This is a genomic window from Sphingomonas sp. AP4-R1 (assembly GCF_013113735.1).
Lineage (GTDB): Bacteria > Pseudomonadota > Alphaproteobacteria > Sphingomonadales > Sphingomonadaceae > Sphingomonas_I.
Genome location: NZ_CP053346.1, coordinates 4,494,004 through 4,520,424, shown reverse-complemented (window position 1 = coordinate 4,520,424; position 26,421 = coordinate 4,494,004). Strand labels below are relative to the sequence as shown.

The 26,421-nt window shown below is 66.8% G+C and carries 18 protein-coding genes; 5 read left to right on the top strand and 13 right to left on the bottom strand.

The features are described from left to right. Window positions 1–56: 56 nt before the first annotated feature. From HL653_RS20590 to HL653_RS20570, 5 genes are all read left to right on the top strand, one after another. A complete protein-coding gene (locus HL653_RS20590; protein WP_171746160.1) occupies window positions 57–3,056 on the top strand; it encodes a TonB-dependent receptor in 3,000 nt (999 codons plus the stop codon). A 457-nt stretch (window positions 3,057–3,513) separates the two neighbouring features. Beyond that, the gene (locus HL653_RS20585) at window positions 3,514–5,484 is read left to right on the top strand and encodes a hypothetical protein (RefSeq protein ID WP_216599905.1); all 1,971 of its coding nucleotides are present in this window, start codon (window positions 3,514–3,516) and stop codon (window positions 5,482–5,484) included. A gap of 216 nt (window positions 5,485–5,700) precedes the next feature. Continuing rightward, window positions 5,701–8,562 carry a TonB-dependent receptor gene (locus HL653_RS20580; protein WP_171746159.1) on the top strand — a complete coding sequence of 954 codons (2,862 nt, stop codon included), beginning with the start codon at window positions 5,701–5,703 and terminating at the stop codon, window positions 8,560–8,562. A 56-nt stretch (window positions 8,563–8,618) separates the two neighbouring features. Then, window positions 8,619–9,644: an MBL fold metallo-hydrolase gene (locus HL653_RS20575; protein ID WP_171746158.1), complete on the top strand. Its 1,026-nt coding sequence runs from the start codon at window positions 8,619–8,621 to the stop codon at window positions 9,642–9,644. A gap of 7 nt (window positions 9,645–9,651) precedes the next feature. Further along, window positions 9,652–10,785 carry a mandelate racemase/muconate lactonizing enzyme family protein gene (locus HL653_RS20570; protein ID WP_171746157.1) on the top strand — a complete coding sequence of 378 codons (1,134 nt, stop codon included), beginning with the start codon at window positions 9,652–9,654 and terminating at the stop codon, window positions 10,783–10,785. Window positions 10,786–10,877: 92 nt separating this feature from the next. On the opposite strand, the gene HL653_RS20565 is transcribed toward HL653_RS20570, so the two are convergent. The 13 genes from HL653_RS20565 to HL653_RS20505 form a co-directional block, all read right to left on the bottom strand. After that, window positions 10,878–12,050 (bottom strand): mechanosensitive ion channel family protein, encoded by a 1,173-nt coding sequence (locus HL653_RS20565; protein WP_171746156.1) that lies wholly within the window; start codon window positions 12,048–12,050, stop codon window positions 10,878–10,880. Between the two features lie 304 nt (window positions 12,051–12,354). After that, window positions 12,355–13,926 (bottom strand): aldehyde dehydrogenase (NADP(+)), encoded by a 1,572-nt coding sequence (locus tag HL653_RS20560; RefSeq protein WP_171746155.1) that lies wholly within the window; start codon window positions 13,924–13,926, stop codon window positions 12,355–12,357. A gap of 24 nt (window positions 13,927–13,950) precedes the next feature. After that, window positions 13,951–15,222, bottom strand: a complete 1,272-nt coding sequence (locus tag HL653_RS20555) for a glucarate dehydratase family protein (protein ID WP_171746154.1) — start codon at window positions 15,220–15,222, stop codon at window positions 13,951–13,953. Between the two features lie 223 nt (window positions 15,223–15,445). Continuing rightward, complete coding sequence (locus HL653_RS20550; protein WP_171746153.1) at window positions 15,446–16,330, bottom strand: LysR family transcriptional regulator; 885 nt, start codon at window positions 16,328–16,330, stop codon at window positions 15,446–15,448. A 48-nt stretch (window positions 16,331–16,378) separates the two neighbouring features. Further along, entirely contained in the window at window positions 16,379–17,755 is a 1,377-nt protein-coding gene (gene gudD, locus HL653_RS20545; RefSeq protein ID WP_171746152.1) for a glucarate dehydratase, read from the bottom strand. Window positions 17,756–17,757: 2 nt separating this feature from the next. After that, complete coding sequence (gene kdgD / locus HL653_RS20540; RefSeq protein WP_367613575.1) at window positions 17,758–18,693, bottom strand: 5-dehydro-4-deoxyglucarate dehydratase; 936 nt, start codon at window positions 18,691–18,693, stop codon at window positions 17,758–17,760. A 130-nt stretch (window positions 18,694–18,823) separates the two neighbouring features. Then, window positions 18,824–20,194 (bottom strand): MFS transporter, encoded by a 1,371-nt coding sequence (locus HL653_RS20535; protein ID WP_171746151.1) that lies wholly within the window; start codon window positions 20,192–20,194, stop codon window positions 18,824–18,826. 76 nt (window positions 20,195–20,270) lie between these two features. After that, entirely contained in the window at window positions 20,271–20,411 is a 141-nt protein-coding gene (locus tag HL653_RS20530) for a hypothetical protein (protein ID WP_171746150.1), read from the bottom strand. After that, window positions 20,408–21,526 carry a mannonate dehydratase gene (locus HL653_RS20525; protein WP_171746149.1) on the bottom strand — a complete coding sequence of 373 codons (1,119 nt, stop codon included), beginning with the start codon at window positions 21,524–21,526 and terminating at the stop codon, window positions 20,408–20,410. The genes HL653_RS20530 and HL653_RS20525 overlap by 4 nt, the downstream gene beginning before the upstream one ends. A 178-nt stretch (window positions 21,527–21,704) precedes the next feature. Beyond that, window positions 21,705–22,982, bottom strand: a complete 1,278-nt coding sequence (locus HL653_RS20520; RefSeq protein WP_171746148.1) for a Xaa-Pro peptidase family protein — start codon at window positions 22,980–22,982, stop codon at window positions 21,705–21,707. Continuing rightward, window positions 22,982–24,103, bottom strand: coding sequence for an SPOR domain-containing protein (locus tag HL653_RS20515; protein WP_171746147.1), 1,122 nt, complete (start codon window positions 24,101–24,103; stop codon window positions 22,982–22,984). The genes HL653_RS20520 and HL653_RS20515 overlap by 1 nt, the downstream gene beginning before the upstream one ends. Next, window positions 24,100–25,317 carry a dihydroorotase family protein gene (locus tag HL653_RS20510; protein WP_171746146.1) on the bottom strand — a complete coding sequence of 406 codons (1,218 nt, stop codon included), beginning with the start codon at window positions 25,315–25,317 and terminating at the stop codon, window positions 24,100–24,102. The genes HL653_RS20515 and HL653_RS20510 overlap by 4 nt, the downstream gene beginning before the upstream one ends. After that, complete coding sequence (locus HL653_RS20505; protein ID WP_171746145.1) at window positions 25,314–26,303, bottom strand: aspartate carbamoyltransferase catalytic subunit; 990 nt, start codon at window positions 26,301–26,303, stop codon at window positions 25,314–25,316. The genes HL653_RS20510 and HL653_RS20505 overlap by 4 nt, the downstream gene beginning before the upstream one ends. Window positions 26,304–26,421 lie beyond the last annotated feature (118 nt).

The following is a 26,421-nucleotide window of genomic DNA, read 5'->3' as shown; positions in this document are numbered from 1 at the left end:
TCGGATGGCACCCCGTCTTCCCCACGGAGGCGCGTCGCGCTCGAACGGAGGGAAGAATGAATCGCTCAAAGGGAATTTCGCGGATGGCGCTGGCGCTGGCGCTCGCCATTCCGGCAGCCGCGCAGGCTCAGGGCGCCGGCGCCACCGATCTGTCGCGCGAAATGCGGTTCGATATCGCGCCGATGGACCTGCGCGCGGGTATCTCGCAATTCTCGCAGGCGACGGGCCTGCAGGTCGTCGTGGCCCCCGCGACGGTGGCGGGCCGCCGCACCGGCGGCGTGCATGGCGCCTACAGCGTGCAGCGCGCGCTGGACGAGCTGCTGCGCGGCACCGGCCTCGCGGCCTCGATGAAGGGCGGTGTCGCTGTGGTGAAGCCGGGAAAGGGCCTGCCGCGTGAGACGGCCGGGGCGGACACGGCCGCGACCGTGCAGGCGGCGGCCTTCATGCCCGGCGAGGACGGCATGGCGCTGCCGAGCGACATCGTCGTCTCCGGCTATCGCCAGTCGCTGACGGCGGCCCAGAATTTCAAGCGTTCCGCGGTCGGGGCTGAGGACGACATCGTCGCCACCGATATCGCCGCCTTTCCCGATCTGAACCTCGCGGAATCGCTCCAGCGCATTCCCGGCATCACGATCACGCGTGACAGCGGCGAGGGCCGTCAGATCGCGCTGCGCGGCCTCGGCGCCGATTTCACCCGGACCCAGCTGAACGGCATGGAAGTGCTGGGCAACACCGCCTCGGGCATGGACAATCGCGGGTCGGTCAGCCGTTCGCGCTCGTTCGACTACAGCCTGTTCGCGTCCGAGCTGTTCAACCGCGTCGCCGTCCAGAAATCCTATTCGGCCGAGCAGGACGAGGGCGGCATCGCCGGCACCGTGCAGCTCACCAGCGCCAAGCCTTTCGACTATGAGGGCACCAAGTTCGTCGTCTCCGCCAAGGGGCAGACCAACACGAACACGAGTGGCGTCACGCCGCGCGTGGTGGGCCTCGCCTCGGGCCATTGGGGCGATTTCGGCGCGCTCGTCTCCGTCGCCTACAGCAACATCCGTAACAACGAATATGGCTATCGCAACTGGGGCTGGGGCCTGACCAAATATGCGGCCGCCAATATCGGACCGAACATCGATGCCGCGACGCGCCAGAAATTGTTGTCGGGCGTGTGGCAGTCGACCGCGCAGTCGCCGTCGAGCTGGTATACGGATCGCAAGCGGCTGGGCGTGACCTCGTCGCTGCAATATCATCCCGGCGACGATTTCAAGCTCGACGTGGATCTGCTCTACGGCCGCCTTTCGGATCATCGCGACGATTATGCGATCGCGACGGCCGGGGCGAACCCGCTGACCGGCACCACGATCAACGGCACGCAGATCATCCAGAGCGCGGTGATCGACGAGTCCAACACGCTGCGCGCGGCCAGCTTCACCGGCATCGATCAGCGCTCCGAGCATCATATCGTGAAGAACCACACCGATTTCTATCAGGCGGTGGGCAATGCCAGCTGGAACGTCAGCGATCGGCTGACGCTGCACGCGCTGGCCGGGTTCGAGGAATCCGATTTCGCGCAGCCGGTGTTCGACAAGGTGTTCATGGAGGCCAAGAACATGGCCTTCAGCTACGATACGCGCCCAACCATTCCGGTGAACACCTATGGGAAGGATCTCGCCAATCCGGATAACTGGCAGCTCCAGCGCCTCGACACGCAGGAGAACAAGATCGTCAACCGTTACACGAACGGCAAGTTCGACGGCGCCTACAAGCTGACCGACGCGCTGACGCTGAAGGCAGGCGGGGAATATAAGAAGTTCACCAACAGCGGATATACGTGGGTGAACAAGGTTTTCCACAATACGCCGACGCTGACGACGGTGCCGAACACTCTGAAGCAGACGGTGCCCGTCGATACGCTGCTCCAGTATATCGTCGGCGATGTCGACGGTATCTATGCGGCGATCGGCGATCCGCGCAATCTGAACGCCTCCTATCTGCAGGCGGGCAGCGACTATCGGGTGGACGAGAAGACCTGGGCGGGCTTCGGCCAGATCGATCTCGATACGCAGGTCGGCGGCATGCGCCTGCGCGCCAATGCGGGCGTGCGCTATTATTCGACCGATCTGATCTCGTCGGGCAATCTCGCGACGGGCGCGGGCTTCGTGCCGGTGTCGATCGAGACGAACAGCCACGGCTGGCTGCCGGCGGCCAATGTCGCGCTGGATGTGGCGCGCAACCTGGTGCTGCGCGTCAGCGCCAGCCGCAACGTGAACCGGCCCGGCCTCGGCGATCTGGCGGCGGCGGGATCGATCACGACGCGCCCGAACGGCGGGTCGCTCAGCCTCGGCAATCCGTTCCTGAAGCCGTACAAGGCGACGTCGGTCGAAGGCTCGGTCGAATATTATATGGACCAGCACGGTTTCGCGTCGCTGGGCGCCTTCTACAAGAAGATGGACAGCTTCGTGACGACCTCGTCGAAGCAGATCCCCTATGGCGAGACGGGGCTGCCGCTGTCGCTGCTGATCCAGGGCCAGGATGCGACCACCCAATATGACGTCAGCCAGCCGATCAACGGCCCCGGCGCCGACATCAAGGGCATCGAAGCGGCCGTCCAGCACGACTTCACCTTCCTGCCGGGCACGCTCAAGCATCTCGGTATGGTCGTGAACGGCACGTGGTTCGACGGCAAGCAGACCGTGTTCTACACCACCGGCGGCGTGACCACCTCGCGCAGCCTGCCGCTCTACAATCTCTCGAAATGGGCGGCGAATGCGACGCTCTATTATGAGAATGCGGTGTGGGGCGCGCGCATCTCGACCGCCTATCGCAGTCAGTATCTGACGGGCGCGGGCAACGCGCTCGCCAATTCGGGCGGCGGGATCTACGGCACCAACAACGTCGATTTCCAGGCGCACTGGAACGTCTATCCGCACGTTCGCCTGATCGTCGAAGGCATCAACATCACGAACGAGCCGATCCGCCAGTTCGCCAATGTCGATGCCAAGCGCACCGAGGTCTATACGACCAGCGGCCGCACCTTCACCTTCGGCGTCAGCGCGGAGTTCTGAGGGCATCTCATCGGCCTTCCCGGGGCCTCCACAATCTGTTCGTTCTGAGCCCTTCGACTGCCTGCCAAGGCAGGCGCTCAGGATAAACTTCAGCCCGAAGGGCTGAAGTCGAAGAACGTGCTGCGAGCGTGGCGCTTGCAGCACGTGCTTCGACAGGCTCAGCACGAACGGGAACGGGAACGGGAACGGGAACGGGAACGGGAACGGGAACGGGAACGGGAACGGGAACGGGAACGGGAAAGGCGCGGACTTCCCGGCCAAATTCCGAGGAGCAGGCGCCCGGCCGGATATCCTCCGGCCGGGCGCAATTCCGCGGAAAAATCACATGCGGCTTCCGGCAACGCATTCAATCGCCGCATCGATCGATAGAGGCTTTGGCTTAGTCGGTCGTCGGCGTGCGTCCTATCCCTCGCTGCGATACACCGGCCGAGCAGGTCCGGGTGATCGGGAGAGATTGATGGGCAGCAGCCGGCGCGACTTCCTGCTTGGATCGACGGCGCTCGCGCTTTCGGCAGCGGTGACTCCTCTCGGCGCGGCCGTCGTCGCGGCGGTAGCCGAAACGCCGATGCTGGAGATTGCGACGCCGATGGCGCCGCCCGAATGGGCCTTGCTCCAGCGCACCCTGCTGGAGGCGCACACCGCCGCCTGCGAAGCTTTCTTCACCCGCTATTACGATCCGAATACCGGCTTCTTCCTCGCGATCGAGCGCTGGGGCGGCGATGACGGCCCCGACGACGCGATCGAGAACGTCAACGACTGGCCGCACCTCTATCAGCTCGGCGGATCGGAGAAGATCCGCGCCCTCTATGAAAAGGCCTATGAAGGCCATGTCCGTCAGTTCACGCTGGCGAAGACGAAGGACGTGCCGTTCGCGCGGGGCGGCATGTACTTCAAGGAATTTCCGGTCATGATGGACTGGCAGCACAATGGCGAGGGGCTGTCCGTCTTCAACATCATGGGGCTCGGCAACCCCTATTCGCAAAAGTATCGCGATCGGGTTCGTCGCTTCGCCGCTTTCTATACGGGTGAGGATCCGGCCGCGCCCAATTACGATCCGAAATACAAGATCATCCGCAGCCTGATGAACGGCAGCCGTGGCCCGCTGATGCGCAAGGCGACCGCGCTGGACTGGGCGGGCGACCCGGTCGACCTCACCGGCATCGATCCCAGCGCGCTGCTGCACGGCGAGCACAGCTACGAACAGATGCTGGAGCATTTCAAGGACTATACCGAGACGACGGGCGATCACCCGCTGAACCTGGAGGCGACCGGGCTCGTCCTCAACGCCTACATGCTCGCGCACGAGCCCAAATATCGCACCTGGATCACCGACTATGTCGATGCCTGGATCGATCGGGCGAAGGCCAACAACGACATCATCCCCTCCAATATCGGCTATGACGGCAAGATCGGCGGCGAGGCCGGCGGCAAATGGTATGGCGGCACGTACGGTTGGTCGTTCAGCCCGATCGTGCCGATGACGGGCAAACCCGAGGACCGCAACCGCATTCCTTATGCGAGCGTCGGCTTCTTCAACGCCTTCCTGATGACGGGCGACGACAAATATCTCGATGTGTGGCGGCGCATGACCGACCGCATCAACGCCAACGGCAAGATGGTCGACGGCAAGATGCAATATCCGACCATGTATGGGGACAATGGCTGGTACAGCTTCAAGCCCAACAAGTGGACGGTGGCCGCACAGGACATCTATCTGCTGTCGATGAAGCCCAGCGATCGCGCGCGGGCGCCCGATCATCCCTTCTTCCAATATCTCGACGGCAAGAACCCGACCTTCCCGGTCACGGCGCTGCAGGGAGCGCTGGATCACATCCGCGAGACGGCGGCGGCGGTGCGCGCCGATACCACGCTGCCGGATACGCGCTTCGTCGATACGGTGATGGATTATAATCCGGCCAGCGTCTCCGCACTGATCATGCTGATGCAGGGCGGCGCGCATGTCGGGCGGCCGGGCTGGTCGGCGCAGTCGCCGCATGTGGGCGGCGCGCTGCAATTCTCGCGCCTGCGCTATTTCGATGCGGATGCGCGCCGCCCCGGCGTGCCGCAGGACGTGGCCGCGCTCGTCGATACGCTGACGGCGGACACGACCGGCGTCACGCTCGTCAATTGCAGCCCGACCGAGACCCGCACCATAACGATCCAGGGCGGAGCCTATGGCGAGCATCAGATCCTGACCGTGGCGGAAGGGAAGGGGGCGGCGAAGACGGTGAATGCCCGCGCCTTCACCCTTCGCCTCGCGCCGGGCACCGGCACGCGCCTGCAGCTGAAGATGCGGCGCTACGCCAATCCGCCGACGCTGGATTTCCCGTGGGGCGCCCCGCCGGTCGATCCCGTTTTGAACGAGGTGGCGCGGTTCGGCGAGGATCCGGGCAAGCGCGCCGCCAAGCAGAACGCGACCGTTTATTGAGCATCCGGCCGGTCGCACGCCGCCGATCGCGACCGGCCGACCCATCCATGCCGTGGCTGCATTGCTCAATCCGCCATCAGCATTGGACCCTTGGGCGGCGCGATTACAGACTGATCATGCGATAAAAACAAAAGACGAATTGCTGGTGAGGCAAGATATGGCCCGGTGCCTGTCTCTATTCTTCCAGCAATGCGAAAATATAATAGGGAGAGAGCCGTGGAACATTCCTTCCGCGCGACCGGTCGGTCGCGCCTGCTGCAGAGCGCCGCCATCTTCGCCGTTTCCTGCGCGCTTCTGCCGGCTGCCGCTTATGCTCAGGATCAGGCCGGCACGCCGGATGCCGCTGCGGCCGAGGCGCCGCAGGCAAGCGCTGCCCCCAGTGCTGCGGCCGCCGCCGACATCGTGGTGACCGGATCGCGCATCACCCGCAACGGCTTCGCCGCGCCCACGCCCACTACCGTCGTCGGCATCCAGGAGATCCAGAAGGCGGCGCCCGCCAACATCGCCGATTTCGTGAACCAGATGCCGCAGCTGTCCGGCAGCTCGACGACGCGCACCGGCAACGGCAACACGTCCACCGGCACCAACGGCCTCAACACGCTCAACCTGCGCTCGCTGGGTGCCAACCGTACGCTGGTGCTGCTCGATGGCCGGCGCGTCGTTTCCTCGACGCCGACCAATGCCGTCGACATCAACAACCTGCCGTCCGCGCTGATCGAGCGCGTCGATGTCGTGACCGGCGGTGCGTCTGCCGCCTACGGCTCCGACGCGGTCGCCGGCGTCGTCAATTTCATCCTCCAGAAGAAGTTCACGGGTATCAAGGGCTCGATCGCGGGCGGCCTCACCAGCCGTGGCGACGATGCCAACACCAACGGCTATCTCGCCTTTGGCGCCCCCTTCGCCGACGGGCGTGGCCATGTGCTGCTGAGCGTCGAGGGCCAGTATCAGGCTGGCATCGCCGGGATCGATCCGTCGAAGCGCAAATGGTTCAACCAGACCAATCTGCTGACCAACACCGCCTATACCGCCACCAACGGCCAGCCGAGGCGGATCATCGCGAGCAACGTCAACAGCCTGACCGTGGCGCAGGGCGGCGTGATCACGCCGACCGGGCTGACGGCGGCGCAGGCGGCGGCGATCGGGAACACCCAGTTCGGCTTCAACGGCGCGGTCGGCCCGTTCGTGCGCGGCACGTTCCTTTCCGATCCATTGATGGTCGGCGGCAACCAATTCACCGAGGGCAACCTCATCGCGCTGGATTCGACGGTGAAGCGCGGCTCGGCCTTCGGGCGCGTCAGCTACGACATCACCGACGATATCGAGTTCAGCGTCGAGGGTTCGTACGGTTATTCGCAGACGGGCAATATCGCCGCCTATCAGCGCTATCCGGGCAACCTGACCCTGTCGGTCAACAACCCCTATCTGCCCGCCAGCGTGGCGGCAGCAGCGCGCGGGGCGGGCGTCAGCACCTTCCGCTACGGCTATTCCACCTACGATCTCGGCCGGCCGTATAACGAGGCGACCCGCAAGGTCTATCGCGGCGTCGCGGCGCTCTCCGGCAAGGTGTTCGGCGACTGGAAGTGGGATGCCTATTATCAATATGGTCAGGCAGACATCGGCTACGTCCTGACGAACACGACCAACATCGCCCGGTTCGCCCAGGCGATCCAGGCGACGCGTAATTCGGCCGGGCAGATCGTCTGCACCTCGACGCTGACCAACCCGAATGACGGCTGTGTTCCGCTGAACGTGTTCGGCTGGGGCGTCGCGAGTCCGCAGGCGATCGCCTATGTGAAGGGCACCGCCACGCAGGACCTGACGCTCAAGCAGAACGTCGCCGCCGCCAGCATCAGCGGCGAGCCGTTCAGCCTGTGGGCCGGCCCCGTCAGCCTCGCGGCCGGCGGCGAATATCGCAAGGAGCAGATCTCCGGCGTGGGTGACGCCGTCTCGGCGGTCAACGGCTTCTATACCGGCAATTTCAAGGGCACGAACGGCAGCTACGACGTGAAGGAGGCCTTCGCCGAAGTCGTCGTGCCGCTGGCCGAGAACATCCCCTTCCTGCGCAGCCTCGAGTTCAACGGCGCCGGCCGCTACACGCATTATTCCACCAGCGGCGGCGTCGTGACGTGGAAGGCCGGCCTCACCTGGAAGCCGATCAACGACATCCGCCTGCGCGCCGTCCGTTCGCGCGACATCCGCGCCGCCAGCCTTTCGGAGCTGTATGCGGCCGGCAACACGCAGGGGGTCGACATCGTCGATCCGACGCGCAACCTCGCCGGCAATCGCGCCAACCGCCTGACGATCGGCAACACCGCGCTGCGGCCGGAGAAGGCCGATACGACCAGCCTGGGCGTCGTCTATTCGCCGTCGTGGCTCCGGCAGTTCACGGCCTCGTTCGATTATTACAAGATCGATCTGAAGGACGCGATCACGACGTTGGCAGCCCAGGAGACGATCGATCGCTGCTTCCGCGGCGAAACCGTCCTCTGCAGCGCGATCCAGCGCGATTCGAGTGGCGTGATTGCCCAAATCGTCACCCAGCCGATCAATCTGTCCCGCCTGAAGACCAGTGGCTTCGACGTGGAAGGCAGCTTCCGCCAGCCGCTGGGCGACATTTTCGCGGGCATGCCCGGCACGGTGACGCTGCGCGCGCTCGGCTCGCACATCGCCAAGCGCACGACGATCAACGGCGGCGTCCGTACCGAAGCCGCCGGCCAGAATACCGCGGACGCGCCCAAGTGGCGCTGGTTCGTCACGCTCGGCTATGACGATGCCAAGTTCAACAGCCTGATCACGCTGCGGACGATCAGCAAGGGCGTGTACGACAATACGTGGACGTCCGGTGTCGATATCGACAACAACACGATCAAGGGCGCGGCCTATGTCGACTTCGCGGCGGGCTACAAGCTGCCTGCGGCCGGCCACAGCCAGATGGAGGTCTTCATCAAGATCGAAAATCTGCTCGACAAGGATCCGCCGGTGGTCGCGCAGGTCGGCACCAGCGGCCTGCAGACCAACCCGATCCTCTATGACGTGGTCGGCCGCGCCTATCGCGTCGGCATTCGCTTCAAATATTGAGCCAGCCGATGCCCCGCACCCGGACCCTCCCCACAGCGAGATATGCGACGACGTCCATGTCTTTCGTGCCGGTGGCGGGCATCGCGCTCGCCCTGCTCGCCTCCGCGTCCCCAGCGCAGGAGGTGGGCGGGGCACCCCGCCAGGCCGCCGTCGATTATCCTGCCCCGACCGCCTTACCCAAGGCGAACGAGGCGGCGGTGGCGCAGCATCTCTCCGCCGCGCGCAAGCTGGCCGGCACCGATCTGTTTGCGGACATGGCGCATCGCTGCATCATCAGCCCGGTCTATCCGGTGCGCGTGCGTGGCATCCAGTTCGACGGGAAGATCACGCCGACCAAGGTGTTCGACCAGCTTTACTCGGTCGGCCAGAATGCGGTTTCGGCCTACGTATTGAAGACGAGCGCGGGCCTGATCCTGTTCGATACGCTGGACAATGCGGACGAGGCGAAGACCCTGCTCGTGCCGAACATGCAGGCGCTCGGCCTCGACCCCAAGGATCTGAAATATATCGTCGTCACGCATGGCCATGGCGATCATTATGGCGGCGCCCGGTGGCTGCAGCAGACCACCGGCGCCAGGGTGGTGGCGTCGGCGATCGACTGGGAGATGATGGAGAAGGGCCCCAAGCCCGGCGTCTTCAAGGATCTGCCGCTGCCGAAGCATGACATGGAGATGAAGGACGGCGGCACGCTCACTCTGGGCGATACGACGATCCGGTTCTACGTGACGCCCGGCCATACGCCCGGCACGCTGTCCGCCATCTTCCCCGTCACCGATCACGGCCAGCGCCATATCGTCGGCTTCAACGGCGGCACCGGGGGCGGGCGCGACGAAGCGGGCCTGCGCGCCAGCATCCCCGCCTTCGCGCGCTGGGGCGAACTGACCAAGGCGGCGGGCGTCGACGTGCTGATCGCCAACCATCCGCTCCACGCCGAGACGATCGAGAAGGAGGAATTGCTGCGCCACGCGCTGCCCGGCGACCCCAATCCGTTCGTGGTCGGCGCCGATACCTACCAGCGTTACGTCCGCATTCAGGCGGAATGCGCGCGTGTCCAACTCGCCCGCATGGGCCTCAGCGAATAGGAATGAGATGAGCTTCCCCGCCGCAGACCGTATCGACGAGGTCAAACTCTCGCTGGCCTTCCTGCCACTGAAGACCCCGGTCAGCGATGCCAAGGTGCTGACCGGGCGGCAGAAGCCGCTCACCGAAGTCGCCTTCCTCTTCTGCGAGATCCGCACCGCCGGCGGCCAGGAAGGGCTCGGCTTCAGTTACTCGAAGCGCGCGGGCGGCCCCGGCCAATATGCCCACGCCAGGGAAATCGGCCAGCTGCTGATCGGCGAGGATCCCAACGACATCGGCAAGATCTGGACGAAGCTCGTCTGGGCGGGCGCGTCGGTCGGCCGCTCGGGGCTGTCGACGCAGGCGATCGCGGCGTTCGACAATGCCTTGTGGGACATGAAGGCCAAGCGTGCGGGACTGCCGCTCGCCAAGCTGCTCGGCGCCTATCGCGACGGCGTCTCCTGCTACAACACGAGCGGAGGCTTCCTCTCGACGCCGATCGAGCAGGTGCTGGACAATATCGACGAGGCGCTGGGCAACGGCATCGCCGGCATCAAGATCAAGGTGGGCCAGCCCGATACCGCGACCGATCTGAAGCGGCTGGAGGCCGTCCGCAAGCATATCGGCATGCAAATTCCGCTGATGGTGGATGCCAACCAGCAATGGGATCGGCCGACCGCGATGCGGATGGGCCGCGCGATGGAGCAGTTCGATCTCGTGTGGATCGAGGAGCCGCTGGATGCCTATGACTCGGCCGGCCACGCCAAGCTCTCCGCGATGCTCGCCACCCCGATCGCGAGCGGCGAGATGCTGACGAGCCCGGCCGAGCATTGGGATTTCATCCGGCAGGATGCGGTGGGCTTCATGCAGCCGGACGCGGCGCGCGTCGGCGGCATCACCCAGTTTCTGAAGATCATGGCGATGGGCGAGCAGCGCCACCTGAAGATGGCGCCGCATTTCGCGATGGAGATCCACGTCCACCTCTCGGCCGCCTATCCGCACGATGCCTGGGTCGAGCATTTCGACTGGCTCGCGCCGCTCTTCAACGAGGAACTGGAGACGAAGGACGGCAAGATGCTGATCCCCGATCGCCTCGGCCTCGGCGTCACGCTGACCGAACAGGCCCGCGCCTGGACGACCGCGACCGAAATCTTCCGCGCCTGATTTCCTTCCCCGAGCGACTGGCCGTCATCCCGGTGGGGTGACGGCCTTTTCGTATCAGCGTCACTTCGGCCGGGATGACGGCCAGGGCACGATCACGTCGGCTGCCCGCCCCCGCGCGCGACGGGCATCTGCTCCGGATAGGGCATGATCAGCTTGCCGTCGGGTGCGGCCGTGTAGCTGGTCTGGGTCGGGTAGGCGAGATTGATGCCCTCGGCGGCGAAGCGCGTCATGATCGCCACCAGCAGTCGATCGCGGGTGGGATGCGCGATCCCCCAGTCGGTGCCGGGCACGTCGATGATGAAGGCGAAATCCAGCGAGCTGGCGGCGAACGTTTCGAAGCCGGCGCGCGCGACCTTCACATTCTCCGCCTCGCCCATCTCCTTCAGCATGGCGGGGATGCGCGCCAGCGTTTCGGGCGGCGTCTCGTAGGTGACGCTCAGCGTGAAGGAGAGGCGGATATGGTCGCGCCCGCTGACATTCTTGATTTCCTTGTCGAGCAGATTCTTGTTCGAGATGATCAGCATCTCGCCCGTGAAGGCGCGGATGCGCGTGGTGCGCATGCCGATCGCCTCGACCGTGCCCATGCTGTCGCCGTAGGAGATCACGTCGCCCAGCCGGAACGGGCGGTCGAACAGGATCGAGATGCCCGCGAACAGATCGGCGAACACGCCCTGCGCGGCCAGACCGATGGCGATGCCGCCGATGCCGAGACCGGCGATCAGGCCCGCGACGTTCACGCCCAGATTGCCCAGCACGAGGATCAGGGCGATCGCGAAGAGCGAGAAGGTGACGAGGACGCGGATGATCCCCATCGCGGAGCCCAGCGCGCTGTTGCCATGATCGGCGCCGCCCGCGCGATGCTCGATCAGGCCCAGCACCACCTCGCGCGCCCACAGGGCCGCCTGGAAGGTCATGCCGACGGTGAAGAGGAAGCCGATCGTCTTGCTCAGCAGCGGCGGCGTATCGGCATAGCCATCCACCAGCCGCGCCGCGACGAGGACGAGGAACCAGAAGCGCGTGCGCGCGGCCAGCCGCCCGATGATCGTGCGCCACCCCACCAGCGCCTCATTCTCGCGACACAGGCGCTGCGCGAGCTTCTGCAGCGTGAGAAGACCCAGCACGACCAGCGCCGCGATGCCCAGCGCGATCGAGATGCGAAGCCAGTTGTCGGCCAGCCAATCGGCCGTCTGCGTTACGAGCAACTGGCTTTGGACCGCCACATGGGCGCCGGGGTGGGCGATGGGAGCGGTGCTGTTGGTCGGCATCGGGCGGCGGTCATCCTGTGTTCGAGTATGCAGCCGGGCTGCATCGCCAGCACCCGGCGCATGGCGGGCGATGGCGCAAGACAATGCGCGGCAAAGCGTGCGCGCCCTGCCGCGGCATGATCGAGACTATAAGCGCCTATGCCGGGGAGGGTTCCCCGCGAGGACGGAAAACGGGGCAGGGGCGTTTATGAAACAACATCGTCATCCCGGCCTTGAGCCGGGGTCCCGCTTCTCTTCAAACGTGGCGAAGAAGCGGGACCCCGGATCAAGTCCGGGGTGACGAGAAGGGGTGTTCGTCGCCTGCTCAGCCCTGCAGCGTGCCGTCGACCAGGCGAGGAATGGCCAGAGGGTTCGCATCCTTCAGCGCATCCGGCAGGAGCGTGTCGGGCAGGTCCTGGAAGCAGAAGGGGCGCAGGAAGCGCGCGATGGCGAGGCTGCCGACCGAGGTGCTGCGCGCATCCGACGTCGCCGGATAGGGGCCGCCATGCACCATCGCATGCGCCACCTCGACGCCGGTGCCGAAATTGTTGACCAGCAGGCGGCCCACCTTCGCGCGCAGGCGCGGCAGCAGATCGGCGGCGGCCGCCTCGTCAGCCGGGACGATGTGGATCGCGGCGGTCAGTTGGCCCTCCAGCGCATCCACCACCTTGGCCAGCATCTTCATGTCGAGGCAGCGGACGACGAGCGAGGCGGCGCCGAAGATCTCGTCCTGCAGTTCCTTTTCCTGCAGGAAGGCTTCGGCCGTCGTCACGAACAAGCCGGCCTGCCCGCAATGCGCGCCACCCTCTGCACCGCGCGCCACCGTCTCGACATCGGCATGGCCGGCCAGCGCCGAGACGCCCTCGCGATAGGCCTTGGCGATGCCCGGCGTCAGCATCGTCTGCGCGGGGAGCGCGGTCAGCGCCTCGCTCGCGGCGGCGATGAAGCGATCGAGCCCTTCGCCCTCCACCGCCAGCACGAGGCCGGGATTGGTGCAGAACTGGCCCGATCCCAGCGTGAGCGAGGCGACGAACGCCTTGGCGGTCGCCTCCGCCTTCTCGGCCAGCGCATGGGGGAAGAGGACGACCGGGTTGATCGAGCTCATCTCGGCATAGACCGGGATCGGCTCGGCGCGCGCCTGCGACACGGCCTGCAGCGCGAGGCCGCCCCGGCGCGATCCGGTGAAGCCCACCGCCTTGATGCGGGGATCGGCGACGAGCGCGGAGCCGATCGCATAGCCGCTGTCCATGATCAGCGAGAAGACGCCCTCGGGCAGGCCGCATTTGGCCACCGCATCCCGCACGGCGCGGCCGACCAGTTCGGACGTGCCGGGATGCGCGGGATGCGCCTTGGCGACGACCGGGCAGCCTGCCGCCAGCGAGGAGGCGGTGTCGCCTCCGGCCACCGAGAAAGCGAGCGGGAAGTTCGACGCGCCGAACACCGCGACCGGGCCGAGCGGCACGTTCATCACGCGCAGATCCGGCCGGGGCGGGGTGCGATCGGGAAGGGCGGGATCGATCCGGACGTCGAGATAGCGGCCCGCGCGCAGCACGGAGGCGAACAGCTTGAGCTGGTTGCAGGTGCGCCCACGCTCGCCTTCCAGACGGCCGCGCGGCAGGCCGCTTTCGGCCATCACGCGCACGATCAGCTCGTCGCCCAGCGCCATGATCCCGTCGGCGATGGCTTCGAGAAATTCGGCGCGCTCGGCGGGCGCCAGCGCCGCATAAGGCTCGGCCGCCTCGGCCGCGAGCGCGCAGGCGCGATCCAGATCGGCGGAGGTCGCGCCGCCGAAGGCAGGCTGGAGCGTCTCACCGGTGGCGGGATCGATCGCGAACACCGATCCGTTGCCGCCCGCCACTTCGCGCGCGCCGATGAACATGCTGCCTTGGATCGTCATGAAATGCCTCCGGGAGGGGACCGGTCAGAAACGCGGTTTTTGGGTGGACCAGTCGGGCTGATATTTCCGCATCTGCCGCGCATCATCGCGACTTCTTATGTCGATATTGCGATAGAGTTTGTGAAGGGTCGCCAGTTTGTCGCGATCCAGCTCGACGCCGAGCCCGGGCGCATCGCCGATCGCGACGCAGCCGCCCACGATCGGAATCTTGCCGCCCACGATCACCTCATCCTCTTCCTCCACCCACGGATAATGCGTGTCGCAGGCATAGCTCAAGCGCGGCGTGGCGGCGGCGAGGTGCGTCATCGCCATCAGGCTGATGCCGAGATGCGAATTGGAGTGCATCGAGAGGCCGAGGCCGAATATCTCGCACATCTGCGCGAGCAGCTGGGTGCGCCGCAGACCGCCCCAATAATGATGATCGGAAAGGACGATCTGAACGCTGTCGAGGCTCAGGCTCTGGCGCAATTCCTCGAAATCGGTGACGACCATGTTGGTCGCGAGCGGCAGGCCGGTGCGGCGGTGGAGATCGGCCATGCCCTGCAGGCCCGGCACCGGATCCTCATAATATTCCAGCATCTCGTAAAGCTGGTCCGCGCAATGCACCGCCGTCTCCAGCGACCAGTTGCCGTTGGGATCGATCCGGAGCGGCAGGCCGGGAAAGGCCTCGGACAATGCCACGATCGACGCGCATTCCACCTCGGGCTCCAGCGCGCCCGCTTTCAGCTTGATGCTCTCGAAGCCATAGGTGCTGATCATGCGCTTCGCCTGCGCGACGATGCCGGCCGGATCGATCGCCTCGCCCCACGGATCGGGCGCGTAGGCATCGTCGATATGCCTGGCATATTTGAAGAAGAGATAGGCGCTGAACGGCACCTTCTCGCGCACCGCGCCGCCCAGCAGCTCGACCAGCGGCACGCCGATCGTGCGCGCCTGCGCGTCGAGCAGCGCGACCTCGAAGGCGGAATAGGCGTTGGGGATCTGCTTGGAGGGATGCGACCCGGGCGCCAGCTCAGCGCCGGCCTCGGGCGGGGGCAGGGTGGAGAGGACCTTGCGGACGCGCGCTTCCAGCCCGTTGAGATCGAAGATGGAGAGGCCGACCAGCGGCTCGCGCAGCGCCTCCAGCGCGGCCAGCACGGGGGCGTCGCCATAGCTTTCGCCGAGGCCGATCACGCCGCCGTCCGTCTCCACCTCGATGATCGAGCGGAGCGCATAGGGTTCGTGGATGCCGCTGGCGTTGAGCAGAGGCGGGTCGCGAAAGGCGATCGGCGTGACCCGGACGGTCCTGATTTTCATGATTGTCTCTCCCGCCGGTCGGGCCGGCGCGCGGAGTTTAGGAGCGTGCCGGCTGCGGAGACCAATGCGCTCCGGCGATTGATCGATACAAAGGGTGGCAGGGCCGTATCGTCATGCCGAACTCGTTTCAGCATCCATGGCCAGTCCGATCCGCACAGCGGACCAGTATGGCTTGGGCGATGGATCCTGAAACAAGTTCAGGATGACGGCAGGCGCAAGGCGCCTATCCCCCGATCGTCTCCATGCGCGCCAGAAAGCGCTGGATCGCGGGATTGTCATTGTCGTGGCGCCAGGCAAGCATCAGCTCCACCGGCTCGTTCGCTTCCTCCAGCGGGCGGAAGATGATGCCGTCCATGTGCAGCGACCGCGCCGCCTCGGGCACGATCGCGGCGCCGAGGCCTGCGCCGACCAGCGCGAGGATCGAGTGGATCTGGCTGAGATACTGGACGTAGCGCGGGGCGACGCCCGCATTGGTCATCAGCCCCTGCACCAGATCGTGGAAATAGCGCGCGCCGTCGGGCGAATACATGACGACCGGCATGTCGTTGAAATCGGCCAGCGTCCGCGGGGGCGGGGCGCCATCCACTCCATCCTCGTGGCAGGCGATCACCAGACCTTCGCGCATCACCAGCTGCGAGCCGAGTTCGGCGCGGCGCAGCGGCGGGCGCAGCAGGCCGATATCGATCTGGCCGGCCATCAGCGCGTCGATCTGCTCGACGCTGACCATCTCCTTCAGCCGCAGATCGACATTGGGCAGACCCGCCCGCGCATGCGCGACGAGTTTGGGCACGAAGCTGTAGCCCGACGCGGCCGTGAAGCCGAGCGTGAGCGCGCCCACTTCGCCCGTGGCCGCGCGCCGTGCCGTCAGCCGCGCATTGTCGGCCAGCCGCACGATCCGGCGCGCATCGTTCATGAAGGCCGCGCCCGCCGCCGTCAGCTCGACCGAGCGGCTGCTGCGCTTGAACAGCTCCACATCGAGGATGCGCTCCAGGATCTGGATCTGCCGGCTGAGCGGCGGCTGCGTCATGTTCATGCGCGACGCGGCTTTGCCGAAATGAAGCTCCTCCGCCACCGCGACGAAGCAGCGCAGCTGCATGAGTTCAAACATCACAGAGGATTGCGGCAATCAGGCAGGGCACACAAGCGCGGACGCATATCAGCGGACGAGGCAGGGGCGCTTGTTGTCGAACGTCCACCCCTCGACCAGATATTGCATGCCCACGCCGTCGTCACGCGCGCCAAGGCCGTGCTGCTGGTAGAGGCGATAGGCCGCCTCCAGCGCATCCATGTCGATCTCGATGCCGAGGCCGGACTTTTCGGGCACGTTTACGTGGCCGTCGCGTATCTCCAGCGGATCGCGCGTCAGGCGCTGACCGTCCTGCCAGATCCAGTGCGTGTCGATCGCGGTGACGCGGCCCGGCACGGCGGCAGCGCAGTGCGTGAACATCGCCAGCGAAATGTCGAAATGGTTGTTCGAGTGCGAGCCCCAGGTGAGGCCCCATTCGCTGCAGAGCTGGCCGACGCGGACGGCGCCCTGCATCGTCCAGAAATGCGGATCGGCGAGCGGAATGTCGATCGCGTCCAGCTTGATCGCGGCGCCCAGCTGGCGCCAGTCGGTGGCGATCATGTTGGTCGCGGTAGGCAGTCCGGTCGCGCGGCGGAATTCGGCCATCACCTCGCGGCCCGAATAGCCATTCTCGGCGCCGCACGGATCCTCGGCATAAGCGAGGACGTCGTTCTTGCCCCTGCAGACGGCGATCGCCTCCGCGAGCCACCAGGCGCCGTTGGGATCCAGCGTCACGCGCGCTTCGGGGAAGCGACGGGCGAGCGCGGTGGCGGCCTCCATCTCCTGATCGGCGGAGAGCACGCCGCCCTTCAGCTTGAAATCGCGGAAGCCGTAGCGTTCGTGCGTCGCCTCGGCGAGAGCGACGACGGCGTCCGGCGTGAGCGCCTCCTGATCGCGGAGCCGCTCCCAACCGTCCTTCGCGCCGCTGCCGTCGCGATAGGGCAGATCGGTTTTCCGCCGGTCACCGATGTAGAAGAGATAGCCGAGCATCTCGACCCGGTCGCGCTGCTGCCCGTCGCCGAGCAGGGCCGCGACCGGCAGGCCGAGATGCTGGCCGAGCAGATCCAGCATCGCCGCCTCGATCGCGGTGACGACGTGGATCGTGGTGCGCAGGTCGAAGGTCTGCAGCCCGCGCCCGGCGGCGTCGCGCGAGGCGAAGGCGGCGCGCACCGCATTCAGCACGCGGCCATGATCGCCGACGCGCGCGCCCTCCACGATCGCGCGCGCATCCTCCAGCGTGCGCCGGATCGGCTCGCCGCCCGGCACTTCGCCCAGGCCGACCCGGCCCGAAGCGTCGCGCACGACGATCACGTTGCGCGTGAAGAAGGGGGCGTGCGCGCCGCTGAGGTTCAGCAGCATGCTGTCCTGCCCGGCGACCGGCACCACCCGCATCTCGACGATCGCGGGCAGGCCCGTGACGTCGGATGCGCCGAGCGAGGGGGCGGTGCGGGTCTCGGACAGGATCATCGTCACGCTGCCTTGCTCTCCTGCTGCACGCTGGCGGTGGCCTTGGCGATCAGCGCGGTCAGCTCTTCCATTTCGGCGGGCGACAGATCGGTGAGCGGCAGGCGGACGGGGCCCGCGTCGCGACCGATCACCTTCATGCCCGCCTTCACGATCGACACGGCATAGCCGGTGCCGCGATTGCGGAGCGCGATATAGGGCAGCACGAAATCGCTGAGCTGCTTCATCACCGTCGCCTGATCGCGCGCGCGGACGGCCTTGTAGAAGGCCAGCGCCCATTCCGGCATGAAGTTGAAAATGGCGGACGAGTAGGTGGTGACGCCCATTTCCAGATAGGCCGGCGCGAACGTCTCGGCGGTGGGCAGGCCGCCCACATAGGTGAGGCGATCGCCCATCTTGGCATAGACGCGCATCATCAGCTCGATATCGCCCACGCCGTCCTTGAAGCCGACGAGGTTGGGGTTGCGATCGCACAGCTTGGCAAGCGTATCCTCGTGGATCACGCCATTGTCGCGATTATAGACGATCACGCCGAGCGAGGTGGAGCGGCACACCGCCTCGATATGGGCGAACAGGCCTTCCTGCTTGGCATTGATGAGGTAGGGCGGGAGCAGCAGGATGCCGTCCGCGCCGGCCTTCTCCACGCCGCGCGCCATCTCGGTCGCGATCGCGGTGCCGTAGCCGCAGCCGGAGAGGAGCGGGATGCCCTTCACTTCCTGCGCGGCGGCCTTCACCACCGTCACCACCTCATCGGGCGTCAGCGAGAAGAATTCGCCGGTGCCGCCCGCCGCGAACAGACCGGCCACGTCGTAGCCCGCCATCCACGCGCAATGTTCGCGATAGGCGCCTTCGACGAACTGATGATCGGCATCGAAATGCGTCACGGGAAAGGACAGCAATCCCGCGCCGATCGTCTTGGCCATTTCATTCGGTGACATCATTTGTCTGGTCCTTGGGAGGGGAGCGCCTTGGTGGCGGCTGCCGGATGAAAGGAAGGATTGCCGGGGGTCGTCTTGCAGGGCCAACTCAAAATGGGACTTGGGCGATACGGATCGGGCATCATCGATCGACCTAGGCGGCCGCCGCCGCGCGAGCCGCGGGCGCGCCGCTGCCCGAGGGCTCGCCTTCCTCGATCCGCTCGATCCTGCCGGCGATGAAGAGGTAGCTGAACGCCGCGAGCAATGCGTTGCAGGCCACGAACACCAGAGCCAGCTTGAACGAGCCGGTCGCCTTCAGCAGGCCGCCGATCACGATCGGGGTGAGGATCGAGGAGAGGTTGCCGAACATGTTGAACAGGCCGCCGCTGAGGCCCGCCACCTTGCGCGGCGCCACGTCCGCCACCACCGCCCAGCCGAGCGCGCCGATTCCCTTGCCGAAGAAGGCGATGCTCATGAACAGCAGCACCAGCGAATTCACGTCGACATAATTGCAGGCGACGATCGTGAGGCTGACGAGCATTCCGCTCACCACCGGCACCTTGCGCGCGACGGTGAGCGAATGGCCGCGCCGCAGCAGCCAGTCCGACCAGATGCCGCCCAGCACGCCGCCGAGGAAGCCGCAGATGGCCGGCGCCGAGGCGAACAGGCCCGCCTTCAGCACGTTCATCCCGCGCTCCTGCACCAGATAGACCGGGAACCAGGTGATGAAGAAATAGGTGAGCGTGTTGATCGCGAACTGGCCGATATAGAGGCCCCAGAGCGTGCGGTTGCTGAGCAGCACGCGCAGGTTCGCCGCCATCTCGCCGGGCACGGCCGGCGGCCGGGCGACGGTGCCGCGATCCATGTCGACCAGTGCGCCGCCCGCCGCGACGAAATCGATCTCCGCCTCGGTCACGCGCGGATGGGTGCGCGGGCTGTAGATCGTCACGGTCCAGATGAGCGAGGCGACGAGGCCCAGCGCGCCCATGAAATAGAAGGTGTAGGGCCAGCCGAAGGTGAAGGTGATCCACCCCATGATCGGCGCGAACAGCACCGTGGCGAAATATTGCGAGGCGTTGAAGATGGCGGACGCCGTGCCGCGCTCGGCCGCCGGAAACCAGGCGGCGACGAGGCGGGCATTGCCGGGGAAGGAGGGACCTTCCGCGAAACCGACGAGGAAACGCAGCGCGAACAGGATCGAAACCGCGGCCGACGCGCCGAACGCCAGCACCGTGCCCTGCGCCGCCGTGAAGATCGACCAGAGCGTGATGCCCACCAGATAGACGCGCTTGGTGCCGAAGCGGTCGAGCGCCCAACCGCCGGGCAATTGCGCGATGACATAGGCCCAGCCGAAGCCGGAGAAGACGATGCCCAGTTCCAGCGGATCGATCTGCAGATCCTTGGAGAGCAGCGGGGCCGCGATGGCGAGGATCGAGCGATCGGCATAATTGATGATCGATACGAAGAAGAGCATCGCGAGGATCGAGTAACGAACCTTGCCGCCGCGTGCTGCGATACCTGCCATTCGGGGCTATCCTCTCGATGCCGGCCGCATCATGACCGGCGGACTGATCGTGTCTCGGCCGCTGGCGGCGGCTCTTTCAGCCTTGCATAGCAAAGCCGGTAAGGTCGGCCATGTCCAAGCGGGCATCGATCGATCCATGATCCATATCGGCGCTCATCCGATCGTCATTGCGACCCTGGCTCAAGGCAGGAGGCGCAATGACGAAGGTGGGCGTCATGCCAGCCGTTCGGCCGACTGCATCAGGCCGCGAATATAGCCGTAGCAAAAGGCGAAGCTCGCCAGTCGCGCACCGCCATTGTCGCCGGGCACTTCGGGGACGTGATCGGGCATGATCATCCCGTCATAGCCCACCTCGCGATAGGTCTCGAGCGCGCGGACCATGTCGACGCTGCCCTCGTCCGGATAGACTTCGAGGAATTTGTCGCGGTGGCCGCGGATGTTGCGGAAGTGGACGTTGAAGATCTTCTTCCGCGTCCCGAACCAGCGGATCACGTCGTGGATCTGCGTATTCGGATCGGCGAGGTCTTCGGAGATCGTGCCCTGGCAGAAATTCAGGCCGTGATAGGCGCTTTCCCGGATACTGACGAAGCGTTTGAGCCCATCGATCGTGCCCAGCACGCGATCGATACCCTGATAGCCGCTCGGCGGTACGCCCGGATCGTGCGGGTGGCAGGCGATCCGCACCTTATATTCGTTGGCCACCGGCACGACGCGATCGAGGAAATAGGTGATCCGCTCCCAGAAAGCGTCGGCATTGACCGGGCCGGCCTTGGTGAGCGGAGTCTTGGGCTTGGCGGTGGCCGCATCCCATTCCAGATAGCGCACGTCGCCGCGCCCCGGCACGTCGCCCACGCGCAGCACGCCGAGCAGGCTCATATTATATTTGATCGCGGGGATGCCCGCTTTCGCGCAGTTGCGGATCAGCGTCTGGAACGCCTCTATGTCGCGATCCCGCTCCGGGCTGTCGGCCAGCATGATCGCGGGATGCGCCTCGCGATCGATATGGCTGGAGGGCAGCAGGATGGGCTGGACCATGTCGATGGCGAGTTCGTGGCGCGCGCCCATCGCCTTGAGCTTTTCGAGCTCCTCGACGGTCGAATAAAGGCGGCCGCCCGACGTCTCCGGCTTGGCGCAGACATTGTGGATGCCATAGCGGGCGAAGAAGGCGAAATGCTCTTCGGTGGAAGGCTCGCTCTGGCAGCCGAGCTTCATCAGGAGCGGCTTGCGGCCGGGGCGCGTCGGTTTTGCAGGGGCGCCCGAGGCGGGCGCCATGCCCAGCCCGCCGGCCGCCAGTGCCGCGCCGCCGAGCGCCATGAATGCGCGTCTTTCCATCGATCCTCTCCCTCCGCGTCCGGCTCTGCTGGCCGGAATTCAGCCTGACTTTGCTACGCCGGGTCTTCGTGCCGCCACCAACACTTTCCGGATATCGGGCGATGCGGGGTTTGCATCGTGGGGTGGATCGTCGATGCGGGAGGGGATTTTCGGCGGATCGGACCCCGCCGTCATCCGCTCAGTCGAACGGGCGATCCAGCGAGGGTGGCGGGGACGAGAACCATTGGGGGCCCGCATCGGTCATGTGGAAGCAGTCCTCCAGTCGCACGCCGAATTTGCCCGGAAGATACAAACCGGGCTCGTTCGAGAAGCACATGCCGGAGGCGAGCGGCGTCGCCTCGCCGTGGACGAGATTGACCGGCTCGTGGCCATCGAGGCCGATGCCGTGGCCGGTGCGGTGGGACAGGCCCGGAAGCGTGTAGCCGGGGCCGAAGCCCCGCTTCGTGTAGAAAGCGCGGACGGCATCGTCGACCGCGCCCGCAGGCGTGCCGGGTTTCGCGGTGGCAAGAGCGATGCGCTGCCCCTCGGCGACCGTATCCCACACCGTCCGCACCGCATCCGGCGCGCGACCGGGAACGAAGGTGCGCGAGATATCGGACTGATAGCCTTCGACCGTGCAGCCGCAGTCCATCAGCACGACTTCGCCCTCGCGCACGCGCTGGGGCCTGGACGAGCCGTGCGGGTAGGCGGCGGCCTCGCCCAGCAGGATCAGGTTGAATTCGGTCACGCCGCCCAGCCTGCGCGTGGCGGCGTCCATCAGCGCGCCGATGTCGCGCGGGCCCATGCCCTCGCGAATGCGCGGATGGGTCCAGCGATAGGCGGCGATCGTGATGTCGCTGGCCTTCTGCATCAGCGCGATCTCGGCGGGGGTCTTACGCATCCGGCAACCGCGTACGACGGGATTGGCCGAGACGAGCTTCGCCTGCGGGAGCGCATGGGCGAGGCCGTCGCTGGCGAAGAAGCGCACGCGCTCCTCGATGCCGATCCGGCCCGTGGCGAGGCCGCGATCGCGCAGCGCCTGCGCGATGCGGGCGATCGGATCCTCATCCTCGTTCCATGTCCGCACGTCGGCGGGGACGGCGAGCGACTGGCGGACGGAAGGCTCCTCGAAGAAGGGCGTGACGACGATCGCCTCACCCTTGGCGGGCAGCACGGCGGCGGTCAGCCGTTCGCTCAGATGCCATTCGATGCCGGTGAAATAGACGAGGCTCGCGCCAGGCTCGATCAGCACGGCATCGATGCGGTTGTCGCGCATCAGGCGCTGGGCGCGCTCCAGCCGGGCGGCTCGCTCGGCCGCGTCGATCGGTTTCACGTCGCCGATCATGCTGGCGAGGTCGCTCGTGTCGATCTCGGCCGCGCGGAGCGGGGCGGGGAGAAGAGACAGCGCGCCAAGCCCCAGCGCACCGCCCAGAATATCGCGCCGGGCGAGATGGGAGGCGGGGCGAGGCGCGCGCATCAGGCCGGGTTCAGCGCGATGCAGACGCCATTTTTGGCGACCACGGCCTTGCAGAGATCATTCGCCTCATCCCGGCTGGCGAGCCCGCTCGCCTGCAGGCGCCAGATCGGGCCGGCCTGCACGACGACGTGGGTGAGGCGGTTGAGTTCGGGCAGCTTCTTCACGAGCGCGCGCCACTGATCCTCGGCCTTGTCCTGCGTGGTGAGCGCGCCGAGTTGGACGCGCCATTTTCCGGTGGCGGGGGTGACGGGCTTCGGCCTCGGCGGCGGGGCGGGGGCCGGAAGAGGGGCAGGCTTCGCCACCGCGACGGGGATGGGGGCCGGTGTCGGTGCCGGGAGCGCTGCCGGTGGGGTTAGCGGAGCCAGTACGGCGGCCGACGTCGCCGTGGGCGCCGGCAGGGGCGAGGGGGCGAGCGGCGTCTGGGCGGCCGGTGACGGCGCGGGCGGCGTCAGCGGACTGGTCGCCTCGACCGGGACGGATGGCGGGATCGCCGTCGTGCGGATCGGAGTCGGGGACGGCCGCGCGATGGCGGTGGCGACGGGCGCGGTGCTCGGCACGGCTGCGGTCGGGGCGACCGATGCCGGCGCGACGGAAGCCGTGGCGACCGGCGTCACGCCGGGGCGGATCGCGGCGGCCGCCTGACGATCCTGCGCGCTGATATAGGGCTCCATCAGCTGGAGGCTGCGGATCGCCTGCGGCAGCGACTTGTCGGCGGCGGCGCGCATCTCGGCATAAGCGCGCGGCAGATCCTTGGGGACGCCGTCACCGTTGAAGCGGGCGGTGCCGAGCAGATACAAAGCGCGCGCATCCTGCCGCGTTTCCGCGCCTTCCAGCAGCGGGATGGCCTCCTTGCGCTCGCCCTTGGTGAACAGCAGCAGGCCGAGCGCGTCGGCGGCACGGGTGTCGCCCTGCGCGGCGGCCTTGCGGAACCAGGCGATCGCCTGATCGCGATCGGGCGTCACGCCCTGCCCGGTGCGATAGGCCTCGCCCAGCAGGAATTGCGACGCGCGGTCGCCGGCGGCGGCCCTCGTCTGGATCGCATCGATCGACTGCGCGGCGACGGGCGCCGCCAGCGCGAGCAGGATGGGAGCGAGCGCGAAAGCGGTGTGACTCAGCTTCATCCGAGGATCGTCCCGCCCTTCACCGTGGTCACCACGCGGCCCTCCACCGGCAGCCCATCGAAGGGCGTGTTGCCCGCGCTGGCGACCAGTTGCTCGGAATTGATCCGCCACGGCGCATGTTCGTCGACGATCAGCAGATCGGCCTCGGCACCCTGTTCGATCGCGCCCGCCGGAAGCCCGAAGCGATGGGCGGGCGTGGTGGAAAGCAACTGGAACAGTCGCTCGATCGGGACATGGCTGTCGCGCACCAGTGCGAGCGACAGGGCCAGCAACGTCTCGGCGCCCGCCATGCCGGGTTCGGCATCGGAGAAGGGCAGGCGCTTGGCCTCGGGGCCGCGCGGATCGTGGCCCGAACAGATCAGATCGATCGTGCCGTCCGCGAGTGCCGCGACGCAGGCGAGCCGGTCGGCCTCGTCGCGCAGCGGCGGGGACAGACGCGAGAAGGTGCGGAAATCGCCCATCGCCACGTCGGACAGCAGGAAATGCGCGGGCGTGATGCCGCAGGTGACGGGCAGGCCCTTGGCCTTGGCGGCGCGGATCAGATCGATCGCGCGCGCGGTGGTGACCTGACGGAAGTGGATCGGCGCGCCGGTGATCTCGGCCAGCAACAGATCGCGCTGCACGGCGAGCGCTTCCGCTTCGGCGGGGGCGGCCGGTAGCCCCATGCGGGTGGCTGCCTCGCTCTCGGTGGCGACGGCCCCGCGCACCAGGCCGCCATCCTCGGGATGGCTGATCGTGACGAGGCCGAGCGCGCCTGCATAGCTGAGAAGACGCAGCATGACGGCCGAATCGGCGATCCATTCGCGGCCGGTGGCCACGCCGGTCGCCCCGCCACGCGCCATCAGGCCGATTTCGGCGAGGTCGCCGCCCTTCAGCCCCTTGGTGGCGGCGGCGAGCGGGTGGATCCACACGTGCGGCTTTCCGGCCGCTGCGGCGCGCTGGATCAGAGCGACCGTATCCAGCGGGGGCGACTGATCGGGCATCAGCAGCGCGCGCGTGATGCCGCCCGCGACGAAGGCGGGCATGTCGATCGCGAACACGCCGACATCGACGATGCCGGGCGCGATCAGCTTGCCGCGCACATCGATCGTCTGCGCGCCGGTCGGCACCTCGAACGGGCCGACGGCGGCGATGCGGCCGTCGCGGATCAGGACACCGCCCTCGATCACGCCGCCGGGCGTGACGATGCGGCCGTTGAGCAGCGCGAGCGTCATGCCCAGCCCTCCACGCCGCGCTGCCCGCGCGTCAGCACGTCGAGACAGGCCATGCGGAGGGCGACGCCCATTTCGACCTGCTCGGGAATGGCGGAGCGGTTGAGATCGTCGGCCACGTCGCTGGCGATCTCGACGCCGCGATTCATCGGGCCTGGGTGCATCACCAGCGCATCGGGCGCGGCGCGGGCCAGGCGCTCGGCGGTGAGGCCGTACAGCGCATGATATTCGCGCGGGGAGGGCACGAAGGCACCGTCCATCCGCTCGCTCTGCAGGCGGAGCATCATCACGACGTCGGCGCCTTCCAGCCCTGCGTCGAAATCGGTGAAGCGGGTGACGCCCATCCGCTCGATCTGCGGCGGCAGCAGAGTCGGCGGGCCGACGACGCGCACGTCCGCGCCCAATGTGCCGAGTGCCAGGATGTTCGATCGGGCGACGCGGCTGTGCAGCACGTCGCCGCAGATGGCGACGGTCAGCCCGGCGATGCGGCCCTTGCGGCGGCGGATCGTGAGCGCGTCGAGCAAAGCCTGCGTCGGATGTTCGTGGCGGCCGTCGCCGGCGTTCAGCACGGGGCAGTCGACCTTGTCCGCGATCAGGCGGACGGCGCCGGAGGCATCGTGGCGGATCACGATCACGTCGGGGCGCATCGCGTTCAGCGTGATCGCCGTATCGATCAGCGTTTCGCCCTTCTTCACGCTGGAGGTGGCGACGGCCATGTTGACCACGTCCATCCCCAGCCGCTTGCCGGCGATCTCGAAGCTCAGCAGCGTGCGAGTCGAATTTTCGAAGAAGGCGTTGATCTGGGTGAGGCCGTGAAGCCTGTCGTCACGCTTCGCGGTGGAGCGATTGAGCGCGATCCACTGCTCGGCTTCGTCGAGCAGATAGAGGATTTCGTGGGGCGCGAGGCCGGCGATGCCGAGCAGGTGGCGATGGGGGAACGGATGAACCCCCAACCTCTCGTCTCTGGAGCGGGGCGGGGCGGAAGACATTGAGGGGGTTCCTAATCGGGTGGCTCGGCTAGCTCAAGCTTTCCCGTTTGCCCCGAGCCTGTCGAAGGGCCGCTCTTCCTCGCTCAACGGCTCAAAAGAAGGACGGTGCCCTTCGACT